Annotated in this window: 18 protein-coding genes; all 18 read right to left on the reverse strand. The window is 52.0% G+C overall.

The genetic code is table 11. From position 1 onward, the window contains the following. Window positions 1-66: 66 nt before the first annotated feature. Complete coding sequence (gene recO, locus L3D05_RS16530; RefSeq protein ID WP_239617409.1) at window positions 67-882, reverse strand: DNA repair protein RecO; 816 nt, start codon at window positions 880-882, stop codon at window positions 67-69. Between the two features lie 6 nt (window positions 883-888). After that, a complete protein-coding gene (locus tag L3D05_RS16535; RefSeq protein WP_239617410.1) occupies window positions 889-1038 on the reverse strand; it encodes a YqzL family protein in 150 nt (49 codons plus the stop codon). Between the two features lie 113 nt (window positions 1039-1151). Next, window positions 1152-2054 (reverse strand): GTPase Era, encoded by a 903-nt coding sequence (gene era, locus L3D05_RS16540; RefSeq protein WP_239617411.1) that lies wholly within the window; start codon window positions 2052-2054, stop codon window positions 1152-1154. A 31-nt stretch (window positions 2055-2085) separates the two neighbouring features. Continuing rightward, on the reverse strand, window positions 2086-2511 hold the full coding sequence (cdd, locus tag L3D05_RS16545) for a cytidine deaminase (RefSeq protein ID WP_239617412.1): 426 nt from the start codon (window positions 2509-2511) through the stop codon (window positions 2086-2088). Window positions 2512-2539: 28 nt separating this feature from the next. Further along, entirely contained in the window at window positions 2540-2914 is a 375-nt protein-coding gene (locus L3D05_RS16550; protein ID WP_239617413.1) for a diacylglycerol kinase family protein, read from the reverse strand. Beyond that, window positions 2911-3447: an rRNA maturation RNase YbeY gene (ybeY, locus tag L3D05_RS16555; RefSeq protein ID WP_239617414.1), complete on the reverse strand. Its 537-nt coding sequence runs from the start codon at window positions 3445-3447 to the stop codon at window positions 2911-2913. The genes L3D05_RS16550 and ybeY overlap by 4 nt, the downstream gene beginning before the upstream one ends. Next, on the reverse strand, window positions 3444-5708 hold the full coding sequence (locus L3D05_RS16560; protein ID WP_239617415.1) for an HD family phosphohydrolase: 2265 nt from the start codon (window positions 5706-5708) through the stop codon (window positions 3444-3446). The genes ybeY and L3D05_RS16560 overlap by 4 nt, the downstream gene beginning before the upstream one ends. Window positions 5709-5730: 22 nt before the next feature. Continuing rightward, window positions 5731-6699: a PhoH family protein gene (locus tag L3D05_RS16565; protein ID WP_239617416.1), complete on the reverse strand. Its 969-nt coding sequence runs from the start codon at window positions 6697-6699 to the stop codon at window positions 5731-5733. 40 nt (window positions 6700-6739) lie between these two features. After that, window positions 6740-7918 (reverse strand): sporulation protein YqfD, encoded by a 1179-nt coding sequence (yqfD, locus tag L3D05_RS16570; RefSeq protein WP_239617417.1) that lies wholly within the window; start codon window positions 7916-7918, stop codon window positions 6740-6742. A gap of 149 nt (window positions 7919-8067) precedes the next feature. Next, window positions 8068-8364, reverse strand: coding sequence for a sporulation protein YqfC (gene yqfC, locus L3D05_RS16575; RefSeq protein ID WP_239617418.1), 297 nt, complete (start codon window positions 8362-8364; stop codon window positions 8068-8070). Between the two features lie 169 nt (window positions 8365-8533). After that, a complete protein-coding gene (locus tag L3D05_RS16580; RefSeq protein WP_239617419.1) occupies window positions 8534-8995 on the reverse strand; it encodes a YqfB family membrane protein in 462 nt (153 codons plus the stop codon). A gap of 23 nt (window positions 8996-9018) precedes the next feature. Next, complete coding sequence (gene floA, locus L3D05_RS16585; RefSeq protein ID WP_239617420.1) at window positions 9019-10014, reverse strand: flotillin-like protein FloA; 996 nt, start codon at window positions 10012-10014, stop codon at window positions 9019-9021. A 62-nt stretch (window positions 10015-10076) separates the two neighbouring features. Further along, entirely contained in the window at window positions 10077-11459 is a 1383-nt protein-coding gene (locus tag L3D05_RS16590) for an NfeD family protein (RefSeq protein ID WP_239617421.1), read from the reverse strand. A gap of 196 nt (window positions 11460-11655) precedes the next feature. Further along, window positions 11656-12099: a GatB/YqeY domain-containing protein gene (locus L3D05_RS16595; RefSeq protein WP_239617422.1), complete on the reverse strand. Its 444-nt coding sequence runs from the start codon at window positions 12097-12099 to the stop codon at window positions 11656-11658. A gap of 15 nt (window positions 12100-12114) precedes the next feature. After that, window positions 12115-12288 carry a 30S ribosomal protein S21 gene (gene rpsU / locus L3D05_RS16600; RefSeq protein ID WP_115990702.1) on the reverse strand — a complete coding sequence of 58 codons (174 nt, stop codon included), beginning with the start codon at window positions 12286-12288 and terminating at the stop codon, window positions 12115-12117. Window positions 12289-12443: 155 nt separating this feature from the next. Next, on the reverse strand, window positions 12444-12797 hold the full coding sequence (locus tag L3D05_RS16605; RefSeq protein ID WP_239617423.1) for a histidine triad nucleotide-binding protein: 354 nt from the start codon (window positions 12795-12797) through the stop codon (window positions 12444-12446). A 130-nt stretch (window positions 12798-12927) separates the two neighbouring features. Then, entirely contained in the window at window positions 12928-13365 is a 438-nt protein-coding gene (locus tag L3D05_RS16610; RefSeq protein WP_439647955.1) for a hypothetical protein, read from the reverse strand. Window positions 13366-13453: 88 nt separating this feature from the next. Beyond that, a complete protein-coding gene (locus tag L3D05_RS16615; RefSeq protein WP_239617424.1) occupies window positions 13454-14068 on the reverse strand; it encodes a hypothetical protein in 615 nt (204 codons plus the stop codon). Window positions 14069-14086: the final 18 nt, after the last annotated feature.

Below are 14086 nucleotides of genomic sequence, written 5' to 3' on the forward strand. Positions count from 1 at the left end.
ACTCTTCTCCTTCACAGAGAAAAAAATCGATTATGATGCCATTCTAACCTACTGCGGCGCGGACTGTCAAACCGTTCCGTCGCCTGCTTCGCCCGTTGGCGGGGACGGTTCGGGACGCTTCCTCGGTTCGCCGAGCAATTCACCGTACTTCTCCAACTGATCCAGAAAGCCGCGAGACTTCAGATTCAAGTTCAAATGCGTATCCATCCATCTTCGCATAGCGAGCTGCAATTGACGTTTCGTGCTTGTCTTGACTGCTACGTTGCCCAACCTTCGTAAATCTAGCGCCAGAAATACTCTTAACAGCTTCCAAACGGCATCTTCCAGCTCTAATGCCGTGGAATCCCTGTGCCTGCACCGATAACATAACGCGCCCCCGGCGAGCGAACTGAAACGATAAGGACCATCCGGATTTCCGCAACTGACGCACTCGTCTAACATAGGAGCATATCCTGCGGCGCTAATAACCTTCATCTCGTAAGCCCGAAGGACGATCTGCGGGTCTTTGCCGCCGGCAAGCGCGCTCTGGCAAGCTTTCAATTGATGAAATAGATAGGTAGCCGCTTCATCGTCATTAATTGCCCGATCCGTTAGTTCGGCAGCATAGGCCGCATATGCGGGACCTTCAAGCCCTTCCCTCAACTCCCGAAAAGATTCGATGATTTCGCCGCTGTTCAAAGTGCCAAGCGTTCCGCCCTTGTAATAAGAGTAATCCCCGTATGTAAAAAGCTGAGCCAAAGCCCCGTATCGGCTCTTCAGCTTCTTTGCTCCGCGCACGACAATGCCCTGCTTCCCGTATGTCGGCGTAAGCAGGGTAATAATTTTATTTCCTTCTCCGTAATCGGAGCTTCGGATGACTAAGCCTTCCACCCGATATAACATCGGCTCTCATTCCTCGTCCGCGGCATAACCCTCTTCGACTTCAGGCCCGGCATCTGCTCCGAGCTCTGATGTTCCGAGATTGTGCACTTCTTTATAAAGCAAATACGCTTCGATATCGCCGGTTTGCGTAAACACGTGCCACGTGAAATCCCGCACAGCGCCTCATCCTCTCCGGGCGAAAATGAATTGCACTTTCACGGATTAGGATGTCTCGGGAACGGCTTCGATATGCCTGTTACTTTTTGCACAAAGTCCACTGTTATTAACAATTAATCGTTGCGGTACCCCAGCGTTTTCAAGATCGAGTCGCGATTGCGCCAGTCTTTGTTCACCTTCACCCACAGCTCGAGGAAGATCTTGGAACCGAGCAGCTTCTCCATGTCCATGCGGGCCAGCTTGCCGACTTCCTTTAGCAACGCGCCGCTTTTGCCGATAATAATGCCCTTCTGGGAATCCCGCTCGACGAAAATGACCGCTCCGATATTCACTAGCCCGTTAGCCGCCACGCTCATGCTTTCAATTTCAACCGCGATGGAATGGGGTACTTCTTCCCGCGTCAGCTGCAGGAGCTTCTCCCGGATCAACTCCGCGCATACGAACTGCTCCGGGTGATCCGTAATTTGGTCAGCCGGGTAATACATAGGGCCTTCGTCCAAATATTTCGCCACTTGCTCCAGCAATGCATTAACGTTGTTCCCGTTAAGCGCCGATACCGGAACAACCTCCGTGAAATTCATAAGCTTGCTGTATTTATCGATCATCGGCAGCATCTCGTCGGGATGAATCTTATCGATTTTGTTGAGCACGAGAAAGACCGGAGTATCCTTAACCTTCTTAAGCTGCTCGATAATGTAACGATCCCCGCCCCCGATCGGCTCGGTAACGTCCGTTAGAAACAGAATCGCTTCGACTTCGTTAAAGGCGCTTTCCGCAGCCTTAAGCATGTAGTTGCCTAGCTTGGAATTCGGTTTCGTAATGCCCGGAGTATCCAGAAACACAATCTGGACGTCATCCGTCGTGTACACGCCATGGATTTTGTTGCGCGTCGTCTGGGGCTTATCCGACATAATCGCGATTTTCTGTCCGATCACTTGGTTCATCAGCGTCGATTTACCTGCGTTCGGACGGCCTACGATGGCTACGAATCCTGATTTGAAGCCTTTTTTCTGCATAACTGCCAATCTCCTTATGTCAATTCGATTCTCATTTGTTCAATTCGCGGGAAGTAAACGCGCCCGGAAGCAATTCGGACACCGTCGTCATGCGAAAGTCCCCCGCCATATTGCCCAGTATGACCGGCATATCAGGCTGGCAAAGTTCCGCAAGCACTTGGCGGCATACTCCGCAAGGCGTGATGGGGTGTTCGGTCTCGGCAATAACGGCAACGGCTTTGAATTCACCGGCCTCGCAACCGTCCGCTATCGCGCGAAACAATGCCGTTCTCTCCGCGCAATTGGTCGGTCCGTATGCGGCGTTCTCGACGTTGCAGCCGTAATGAAGCCGATCTTGCGCATCTATGGCAATCGCTCCGACCGCGAAACCGGAATAAGGAATATAGGCGCGGGAACGGGCTTCCTTAGCCGCTTCCAATAATTGCTCTATCGAATAGGGATGCACTTTGCTGCTCATTATGATTTCCTCCAAGTCGTCCTATAACTTATTTAATGCAAGCTTCCCACAAAAGCGGACCCAATACGATCGCACCGACCGCGACGGCGAAGAGGGCAGCCACGAGCACGGCACCGGCCGCCGTATCTTTAGCCTTCTTGGCAAGCGGGTGCGGCTCGGGCGATATCCGGTCGATCGTTCTCTCGATTGCCGTATTGATCAACTCCGATACCCACACTCCGGTGATGGCGACTAATAGCCACAGCCATTCCAATCGGGACACGCCCAACCAAACGGCTAAAATAATGACGATTATCGTAGCCGCCAGATGGAATTGCATATGCCGCTCGCTCCGCAGCGCCTCGGCTATACCCGCTATCGATTGCCTGAACGATCGGATCTCGCGGGAAAGCCAGCCGCTCATCTCGTCAGCCCTGCCTCTTTCAGTACCTCTTCCTGTTTGCCGAACATTTCGCGCTCTTGCTCTTCGTCCCCATGGTCGTATCCGATCAAATGGAGAAAGCCATGCACGAACAAGAAACCGAGCTCTCGCTCAAAGCTATGTCCGTACTCCTCCGCTTGCGCCTCGGCTCTAGGAACGGAAATGACGATATCCCCTAACAGATCCGAGAACGGATTGCCCGCTTTTTCTTCATCCTGCCAATTCTCGTCTCCATCTTCCGACGCTTCGTATTCGTCATTGTACTGAATGTCCGGCTCTTCCCCTTCGACCAAAGAAAAGGAGAGCACATCCGTAGGCTTGTCCAAGCCGCGATATTGTCGATTCAGCTCACGAATGCCTTCGTCGTCCGTCAACGTAAGCGTAACGATTCCGTCCTGCACATCCTCCTTTTCTCCAGCGATATGCAACAGCTTCTCGAGCAAGTCCATCCATTTCTCTTCGCGTTCGCCGGCTCCGCCTTCGCGCTCGTCGATCCATTCCAAACTTAGCGTCATGCTTTGATCTCCTTTGTTTCCTTCATTTTTTTCAGTTCTTTGTCGTCCGGGTACTCGATGCGGGAGTGGAACATCCCGATGACCGTTTCCTTAAGCGTCTCGGCGATTTTGTCCAGTTCCCTAAGCGTCAAGTCGCATTCGTTGAATTGGTTATCATCCAAACGGTCCTTAATGATTTTACCGATCATCTCTTCGATTTGTTCCACTTTAGGATGGTTTAGCGACCGGACGGCCGCTTCCACGCAGTCCGCGATGCCAACGATCGCAGCTTCCTTCGACTGCGCCTTCGGCCCCGGGTAACGGTAATCATCCTCTGTAAAATCGATCTCCGCCCCTTGTTCCTGGGCTTGCTTGACCGCCTTGTAATAAAAGAACTTCAAGAATGTCGATCCATGGTGCTGCTCGGCGATGTCCCGGATCGGCTTGGGCAGCTTATGCGCTTTGAGCATATCCGCCCCGTCCTTCGCATGTGCGATGATGATCGAAGCGCTCACCTTAGGATCGAGCTTATCATGCGGATTTCCGGAGGCGCTTTGATTTTCGATAAAATAAAGCGGTCTCTTCGTCTTGCCGACGTCATGGTAGAAAGAACCTACGCGGCACAATAGTCCATTCGCTCCTACGGACTCCGCCGCAGCCTCCGAGAGGTTACCGACCATCAAGCTGTGATGGTAAGTGCCCGGCGTCTCCGTGAGCACCTTGCGAAGCAAAGGATGATTAGGATTAGATAGCTCGACCAGCTTAAGCGCGGACAATATCCCGAACGTAACCTCGAAGAACGGCATCAGTCCAATGACGAGCACGGCTGTCAGCAATCCGCTGGAGAACATGAAGATGACCGATTGGACGAGCTGCGGCCGGCTTGGTTCGGGATTGACAAGCATGAGCGCGAGCACCGCAACGGAACCGAAGAGGCTGACCATAATTCCCGCTTTGAGAATCGAGGAACGTTGGCTCGCCCTATGGATAGCCAACACTGCCGTGAAAGAAACGACAGCCGCTACGAAACCGTAATGAAAATCGAAAACATGCTCCTGCTCCACGTTAAGAATGAGACTGGCAAGCAGAGTGAACAAAAAGGAGCTCACAAGGCCGAGATGCAGATCGAGCAACAACGTCACGAGCATGCTTCCCATCGCGATCGGTGCCAAATAGCCGACAAAAGGCCATTCCTCGCTGTGGGTTAGCGAGACGAGATGCATGAACAGAATGTTCAGCGCGAAGATCAGCAGCAGCATGACCCAGTCCACGTTCGTCCGTTTCTTGGCCGTTGCCGCGGCAATCAGCTCGACGTAACCATATAGCGCTAATGTGAAAATAACCGAAAACAACAGCACGCCCAGCTGCGGCAAGTAATTTTTGCGTTCCTGAAGCAGTCCTAACGAGTCCAGCTTCTCGTACAAGCTTTCCGTAATGACTTGTCCCGCCTTAACAACGACGTCGCCTTGCTTAATTAATACGGGCGGTGTATTCTGTTTGGCTTCGACTTTTCCGTCTTCCGTCGCTTTCTTATCGTAAAATTTGTTCGGCAAGATCGCCAAACGAGCGAGCTCCTGTACGATCTCGCGTTCCGTCTTCAGCGACAAGGAGCTTGCATTAACGAGCTCGGCGACTTTCGTTCTCGCCGTCTCCGCTTGCGTTAACGATTCTCCCGTCAGCTTGCGAACGACGTCCCACCCTACCTTGCGCATCTCGGTCAACTGATCCTGCGTTAAGCGGGGGATCTTGTAGAACGTCTCCTCAGGTATCGAATATAACTGCGACAGCACGACCTGCTGCATCTCCTGGAGCAAGCCCTCGGAATACGTTTCCGATCCCTTGTTCGCTTTGACGAAATTCGCGATATACTGGTCGACGCGCTCCGGAATGACGCGCCGAAAAATATCGACCTTGTCGGCTTCCGTAATCTGGTCGTCCAGATTTAGCTCCTCGATCCTAGCAAAGATTTCGTTGATCAGCGTTTCATTCCGAAGCACTACGATCGAATAGATCGGACCGACCTTCTCTGCGGCTTCTTCTTGTGCCTTTAACGTCGCCTTCTCGTCAAGCTCCTGGCGCGGCGCTTTAATATCCTTATCGCTTTTGCCGTTCAGCGTAATATCGTAAGTCTCCGGCACAAGGCGCGGAGCGATGCTGAAGTAAAACAAAAATACAAAAAGCAGGAGCAGGAGCCAGCGCATCGCTGCGCTGTGCTTCCATCCTGCCGCTGCCCCAGATAAGGTAAGCGGATTGCTTGGTTGGCCGCTGTCATTCCGACTCATCCGGCACTCCCCTTCCTTATGTTTATTGTTGTTCGCCGTTTGCGTTGTAGGCCAATATAATTTTCTGCACGAGCGCATGTCGGACGACGTCTTGATCGGTAAAGCTCACCATTCCGATCTCCTCGATATCGCGTAAAATCCGTTCGGCTTCGATCAAACCGGATTTTTTCCCTTTCGGAAGATCGATTTGCGTCACGTCTCCGGTAATAACCATCCGTGATCCGAAGCCTAGGCGGGTCAGGAACATCTTCATTTGCTCCGGGGTCGTATTCTGCGCTTCGTCCAAGATGACGAAGGAATCGTCCAACGTCCGCCCCCTCATGTAAGCGAGCGGAGCAATCTCGATTTGCCCGCGCTCCATCGCTTTGGCTACGCCTTCAAGTCCGAGCGCGTCGTTAAGCGCATCGTACAACGGACGCAAATACGGGTCCACCTTCTCCTGCAGGTCGCCCGGCAGAAAACCTAAGCTTTCCCCTGCTTCGACGGCGGGACGAGTAAGCATGATCCGCTTCACTCTGCCCTCTTTCAACGCCGCGACCGCGCACATGACCGCCAAATATGTCTTACCGGTACCCGCTGGCCCAATGCCGAATACGATGTCCTTCTTCCTGATCGTTGTGACGTAATGCCTTTGGCCCAACGTCTTCGGAATGACCGGCTTACCGCGGAAAGTCGATGTAATCTCGCCCTTGAACAAGGACAGAAGCTCGTCCGCCTTTAATTCCCGCGACAATTCCAACGCGTAGCGGACATCTCGTTCGTTCAGTTGCAGTCCGCTTTGAACCAGTTGAATAAGGGTGTCGAATAATTGCTGCAACGAGCGAACTTCATCCGCGGGACCTTCAATATAAATTTCCGCGTCCCTGGAATGGATAAGCGACACGGTTTCCTTCTCAATTAGTCTCAGGAACTTATCTTGCGGACCGAACAGCGCTAAGCCTTCAGCCGCATTGCGTAACGGGATAGTCGTATATTCTTTCAATTCCGTCAAAAAGCCTCATTCCCCCTAATCGGTAGATGCTTATCATAGCTTATCCTATTGGACGTTCTATCGCGATAGATTGTTCCACTTCAAAAAGAACGGTTAACAACACTTTACCATTCTCGGTATGTTCATGCAAAATTTTTTCGGCTTTAATGACCGCATCTTTCCCCGCTTTAGCCAGCATTTCGGAGCGCGCTTGCTCCAAACCGGCTAACTTGGCTTCTGCCGGCGTCCGGACTTTCTCAAGCTCTACCACTTCGAGCTCGTGCTCCTTCATCGTCCCGAACGGCAACAGCCGCTTCCAGAGCTGCGCGCGATGAACCGTCGTGCGCGTTTGCGAAATTTCGTAGGACGGCTCGCCGTATCCCGAAATTTGCAAGGCCCGGTTCCCGATAATCAGATATGAGCGATCTTGGGTAACTCCGGTTAAATTTTTGGACTTCGTGACTAGGGGAGACTCGATCCGATACTCATGCCACACCAAGCCCATCACTTTTCCTTTCGAAATGACCGTCTTATTGTTCCGCTCATCCCCGAGAACTCCGGAAATGAGGATGTCCCCTTTGCGCACCCGGTCGTTGCGTTCCACTTTCGGACGCCCATTCTCCGCAATGATTCGCGTAATAACGGCATCGGTCTTGGCGACGAGATGCCTTGGGCCTTCCAACGCCGTTTTCTCCGGCTTGGTCGAATCGATTACCGTAATCGAGATAGAGGTTCCCCGTTTGTCCACTCCGATCCATGCCGCTTCGGGCAACCGCAGCGCCAACCGCTGCGATAGCGATGCCGCATCCTGCAAGCGGAACGACCATTGGAAAGTGTAGACGCCTTCTTCCCTTGCGGCTTGCAGTATTTTCTCCTCGGGAATCGCGGTATTCCCTTCGATCCGGACATCCCAAACGAACGTAGACAGGAGGAATAAAGCCAGCACGAACGCGAGCATGCCTCCCGCGAATGTCTTTCTTCTAGACAGCCGTGCCATTCGAAACGGCAGCCCGTGCCGCGATATAATTCGAGTTCGGCTGCCGCATCCTCGCAATAACGGACGTAGGCGAAAAAAATCGGGAACCGACACCCCGAAGGTCAATTGTCCCGCAGGACTGAACGATATATTCCAGAGCGGGACCTGTTCCCTAGTTGCCGCATTGAGGAAAACTTCGGGCTCCCCCCCAATGAGCTTAACCCAAACGTATCCGCGTATCGTTGCTACCCATGATCCTTTCATCTTTGACTCTCCTCCCGGCTTAGGGCTTGTCCAGATCAACAGCAAAACAGCTTCGCCGTCATTGGGACATCCCGTTCGCGAGCCTATTGCTCTATACGATGGGTTGCGCTAGGGACGGCGAGCCATTGGACTCGAACGTAATCCAAGCGTCAACTGGACGGCTTCCCTTTCGCGTGCAGCTGGACGCCCATGATTTTCCCTTCCACGAATACTTCCTCTGCCCCGATATTCCGGATGACTAAATCTTGGCCCGTGACCTCCATAATCCCGTTATCCATCGCTAATCTTAGAACATCCGGGGAAAAATGGAGGATACCTCGGTGATTTTCCACCGTAACCTGAAGGCCCCCGATCATCGTGATGCGCGGCAAGTCCAGCACCACATCCTGCGGCAGGTCGAGAATCGTTGCGGTCCATTTGCGCAGCTTCCGACTTACACGCATCATTGGGCGGTCCTCCCTCCTATACGTTAAACATATGCGCCGCATGCTCGCTTTATGAAGCGATGCCCGGCCAAGCCGCCATCCTCGCCATGTTTATCATCCGCGCGAACGACAAAAAAGCAGACCCCATAGGGTCCGCTTTATGAAAACATTAGATATGGACGATCGTTCGCTATCGCCGGTAGGGTTTGCGCGCTCTCGGCGGGCCTAGTATTTCAGCCCACATGACGGCCCGGGCGAGCTCCGTGCTCGCCAAACCTTGAACCTCACCAGAGCCCCCTGTACGGGGCACCGCATTTTGTTTCTTCGGCATGTTAGCCGTCGTGTTCGTCATCGCAATCGGCGATGATTCCAACGCATAGGCATCGTCAACCGTAGATTTATCCTCGACCAGGGATGGAAGCGACTCCCGCTGGCGGGAATCCACCCGGATCGTTCTCGGCTGCTGAGGAGCCGGCTTACGGATTTCAGGCTCGGGTTGCTTCGTCTGCTGATCGCTTCCCCCGAAGTCCGGCATCCGGTTAGGAGGCCGATTTTCGAGCGGAGATTTCCGAAAAAACAGCGAGTATATAATCCCGACCGCAAGGATGACAAAGTAAAAATTATGCGTCAGGAACGATATTAATTCCTCCACCGTTCATTCCTCCTTGCTTACCCTTATGGCTTCTGCTGACCATTCCCGCCAATGTCATTTTGCTTACCGATAGAACCCCGCATTTGCGTATCGGCTTCGATGTTTTTCAAGTTCATGTAATCCATGACTCCAAGCTTACCGGATTTCAAAGCCTCCGACATCGCAAGAGGGACTTCGGATTCCGCTTCGACCACCTTCGCTTGCATCTCGACTACGCGAGCCTTCATCTCCTGCTCTTGGGCGACCGCCATCGCGCGACGTTCTTCCGCCTTCGCTTGAGCGATTCGCTTATCGGCTTCCGCTTGCTCCGTTTGCAGTTGAGCCCCGATATTCTTACCTACGTCTACGTCAGCGATATCAATAGACAAAATTTCGAATGCTGTGCCCGCATCCAAACCTTTGCTTAGTACCGTTTTGGAGATGAGATCAGGGTGTTCCAGAACGTCCTTATGGGATTCGGAAGCCCCGTTCGTGCTAACGATTCCTTCGGCAACACGAGCGAGAATGGTTTCCTCACCAGCTCCCCCGACGAGACGATCAATATTCGCACGAACCGTCACACGAGCTTTAACCTTAACTTCAATACCGTTTTTCGCAACTGCGGAAACGACAGGAGTTTCGATGACTTTCGGATTTACGCTCATTTGAACCGCTTGAAGCACATCCCGTCCTGCGAGGTCGATCGCAGCTGCCCGCTCGAATACGAGAGGAATATCTGCGCGTTGTGCAGCTATTAGTGCGTTAACTACTCGATCAACGTTACCGCCAGCAAGGAAGTGACTTTCTAACTGGTTAATATTCAAACCTAGACCGGCTTTAGTTGCCTTAATTAACGGATTAACGATCCGACCAGGAACAACGCGGCGCAACCGCATCGCTACCAAAGTAATAATGCTGATACGCACACCTGCTGCCCAAGCAGAAATCCACAACATAAAAGGGAAAAAGCTCATAAACACCGAAACCGCTACAATAACTACAGCTATAATGACTAGTAGTTGAACATCCGTAGTATTCATCGTTTACCTCCAACAATTTATTAGTCTATTCGACTTTTCATCAACTAGTAATTCGATGCAGCCTATTCGATCTCCTTCACAAGAATGCGCGTTCCATCCGCGGATAAGACCCGTACTCGCTTACCCTTCTCGACAAACTCGCCCGAGGTGATGACATCAAGACGTTCGCCGCCGAATTCCGCCATGCCCGAAGGGCGCAGCATAGACGTTGTCATCCCTTCCTGACCGATCCATTTGTCTCGGGATTGCTGAGGGACGAAACCTTTGTCCGTCGTTAATTGCTCGCTCAGGATAAACCGGTTCCAGATGCCCCGCTTGCGGAAAATATAAACGACTATACCGACGATAACCGCTGCCACCAGTGCGGCTATGCCGAGCGACTGCAGCGCGTTGCCGGTATCGTAGGCTCCCATCGTGATCCCGAAGATCAACGCTACGATGCCTAGAATACCCAAAATTCCGAAACTCGGCATGAATACTTCCAAGATTAGCAATCCGATTCCGATTAAGAACACGACCAATGCCTCTATTCCCGCGAACCCAGCAATCGACTGACCGAAAAAGTAGAGTGCAAAGGACACGAGACCGATAATTCCCGGCACTCCGAAGCCTGGTACGAGAAACTCGATCGCAATGCCCGCGATTCCGATGATGAGCAACAAGGTAGCGATTCCCGGGCTCGTTACGAATTCGGATACCCTTTCCGCGAATGAAGGATTGAACTCAATCACCGCGCGATCGGACAAGCCTTTCCAGGCGATCACTTCTTTCGTCGTCTTGGCGATCTTATCCGCATATCCTACTTTAAGGGCCTTCTCCGCGCTTAGGGAAATAATATGGCCTTTCTCTTTCGTTTCGCCGATCGCTTTCATCTCGACGACCGGATTAGGATCGACCATTCCGATCGCGATATTCGGATCGCGTCCGTTCAGCTCGGCTGCCGACGCCATCTCTTCCCTCCAAAAAGAAACAAGCTTCGGATGATCTACAGGGTTACCGTTACTGTCAACGATCATGGCTGCTCCGATTGTCGTGCCCGGAGCCATTGCGATATCTCCCGCGTTAAGCGATAGGTATGCGCCTGCCGAAGCCGCTTTGCCGCTAATAAAGGCCACCGTCGGCACGCCAGCTTCCCGTATGCGCTTCCCAATAGCCTCGGCACTATCCAAACGGCCGCCAGGCGTGTCGATGTCGAGCACGACGAGGGAGGCTTTGGCTTTCTCCGCATCCGTTAAAGCGCGATCAAGAAAAGAAGCAAGACCGCTTTGCACCGTTTGTTGCACCGGAACCACGTATACGGCTCCGGCAGTAGTCTCTTCTGCAGCTCGAACGCCGCCTACAGCAATGCCGATAATCGGAATTACCGATAGGAGAAGCAGCAGGGCAAGCCTGGCCGCTCTAGTCCACCCATCGATTTTCTGGCGATTGGGATGAGATAAGGTCAAGTCCATTCCTCCTACAACTTTTTTTTAGGCGATATACTCTTAATACGGTTCGACAGAACTATTGTTTCAATCCACCTTAATTAAGTATCGGGTCGACCCCTTCAGGAAATTAGTAAACAGGGGAAATAAGTTTCTGTCAAGCTGGCAGAAAGCAAAAAGCACTCCCCTAAAGGAGTGCCTGTCGTTCATGTCGGAATTATTGCAGAGATTGTTGGACGATTGCATTGACGAGCTTACCGTCAGCAATTCCCTTCACCTTGGGCATAAGAGCGCCCATCAATTTCCCCAGATCGGCTTTAGAAGAAGCACCGGTTTCTTGCATGGTCTGTACAACAATGGCTTTGACTTCTTCTTCCGTAAGCTGTCGTGGAAGATATTCAGAGATGATCTCAATTTCTGCCTTCACATTGCTCACGAGATCTTCCCTACCGCCTTTTTCAAAGTCTTGGAGGGAATCACGTCGCTGCTTGAGTTCACGGCTCATTATATTAAGCAATTCGTTATCGTCAAGCGCGCGGCGTAGCTCGATTTCTTGGTTTTTGATCGATGCACGAACCATGCGAATCGTCTGCAGGCGAAATTTCTCACCGCTCTTCATCGCTTGTTTCATGTCTTCGTTCAATCGTTCCGCAAGATTCATGAGTGCGGATTCCTCCTAGAACTTCCGTTTGCGCGCAGCTTCGGATTTCAACTTCCGCTTAACGCTTGGTTTCTCGTAATGTTTACGTTTCTTCACTTCCGCGAGAACGCCGTCTTTGGCAATGGAACGCTTAAAGCGGCGGAGTGCAGCGTCGATTGTTTCATTTTTTCGTACTTTTGTTTCGGCCACCTGTTTTCCCTCCCTCCGCAACAGACCCAACACGGTTATCAAACTATATTATATGTGATGAGGAAAGGGGGTGTCAACTTGAGTCTGACGAAAAATTCGATTCCTGCTCAACTAAGTTTTTCCTCGATTCCATATGCTTCCAATACGCGACTATCCTAGTTGGAAGACGGATTTAAATTGGCCAGTTTCTCTCCCCCGAGAATGTGCCAGTGAAAGTGAAATACGATTTGTCCGGAATCTCTTCCGCAGTTGTTCACCAGCCGATAACCGGATTCCTCTAGTCCCGCTTCCTTAGCGATCTGCCGCGCGGCGAATAAAGTTCGCCCAAGCAATTCGGCGTCTTCGGCGCCCCATTCGTTCATCGATGCGATATGTTTCTTAGGAATGACCAACAGGTGAACGGGAGCTTGCGGTTGGATATCATGGAACGCGAGGACATGTTCGTCCTCGAACACTTTGCGCGACGGAATCGTTCCTTCGGCAATTTTACAGAACAGGCAATCTGACAATGAACACACCCCTTAGAAATCTATTGCACTTATCATAACGTATTCCCTTCCTCCTCGTCCAACTGCGCTCTGCCTGAAGAGGCAAAAAAAAGAGGACCTACGTCTGCAGGCCTCCGGTAGTCTCTCGCGCTTACCAGTAATAAGGCAACAGCGAAACAGCCGCTAATCCTGCCAAAGGCAAAATCAAACGGTTAAATCGTCTTGGACGGTAGTACGGCGGATAGAAGGGCTGTTGCGGAAAGAAGCCGCGCATCGGCTCCACGCATCCCGGAACCGCGAGACATACCCACTCGTCGTCCACGTGCTCTACGATCCCATCATAACAAAAGCCATCGGCGGCTTGGATTTCCACGTATCGATGCATATGGGATTCGCACAAAGATTTCGTTACAACTTTAGCAACGGGCTTAACGGCCATCTTATAATCGTGATGATGGTGATGATGGTGGTGGCCTTTCTCTTCCGCCACTGGATAAACGACCGGCTTCTCGGCTTTTTTGGGCGGCATCGGCACCGGTGCCGGGCTCGGCGCCGGGCTCGGTGCCGGTTGCGGTTTAGGTTTTTCCATCGGATTTCCCTCCTTGGGCGCTTACCTTCTTCAACATCATATGCCGATGTAGGCGAATGGCTACTAGGAGGACAATGAATTAGGCGCCTTAAAGATTATCCGCAAGTTGCTCCAGGTACTTACTCGCTTCCACGACGTTCGGCACCCAATCGGCGACCGTAACCATCTGCCGGAATCCCGCTTCTCCGGAAGGTGGCCGGAAGCGATTAAGAGCTTGCTGCATTTGCGCTGCCCCGTCACGGACTAGCGTTAGCATCGCGATCTCTTGCTCCGTTAACGTTCCTTCATGCTCGCCTACCGAAGCCAATATACTTTTCTCGCCAAATACGGTATTCATCGCGACAATAATTGGGTTGCCCGTCTCTTCCGTGGATTGTCCCGTTGTGAGTCGTTGGGCTTCCAAGAACAAGCCTAAGGACTCACCAGAAGCGAGATGGGCTTCGCCAAGCATTCGTGCCGCACGCATCCGATCCGCTTCGGATTTAGCGCTCAGCATGAGATCGGTGCCATTATGAAGCCGGTCCGCGTAGATTAGTGCGTAATTGTACTCCTCGGCTAATTGTTTACCTTGATCCGTCGTATGAGTCTGCTTCATAAATAAGTATTTGGTAGAAACGACGATGATTAACGTCATAAGAACCACAAGAACGACGAATATTATTGGAGCCGTATAACTTCTTTTGCTTTGAACGTTGGCCGACATGTCCATTTCCTCCTGCAA

The organism is Cohnella mopanensis (assembly GCF_022352055.1).
Taxonomy (GTDB): Bacteria; Bacillota; Bacilli; order Paenibacillales; family Paenibacillaceae; genus Cohnella; species Cohnella mopanensis.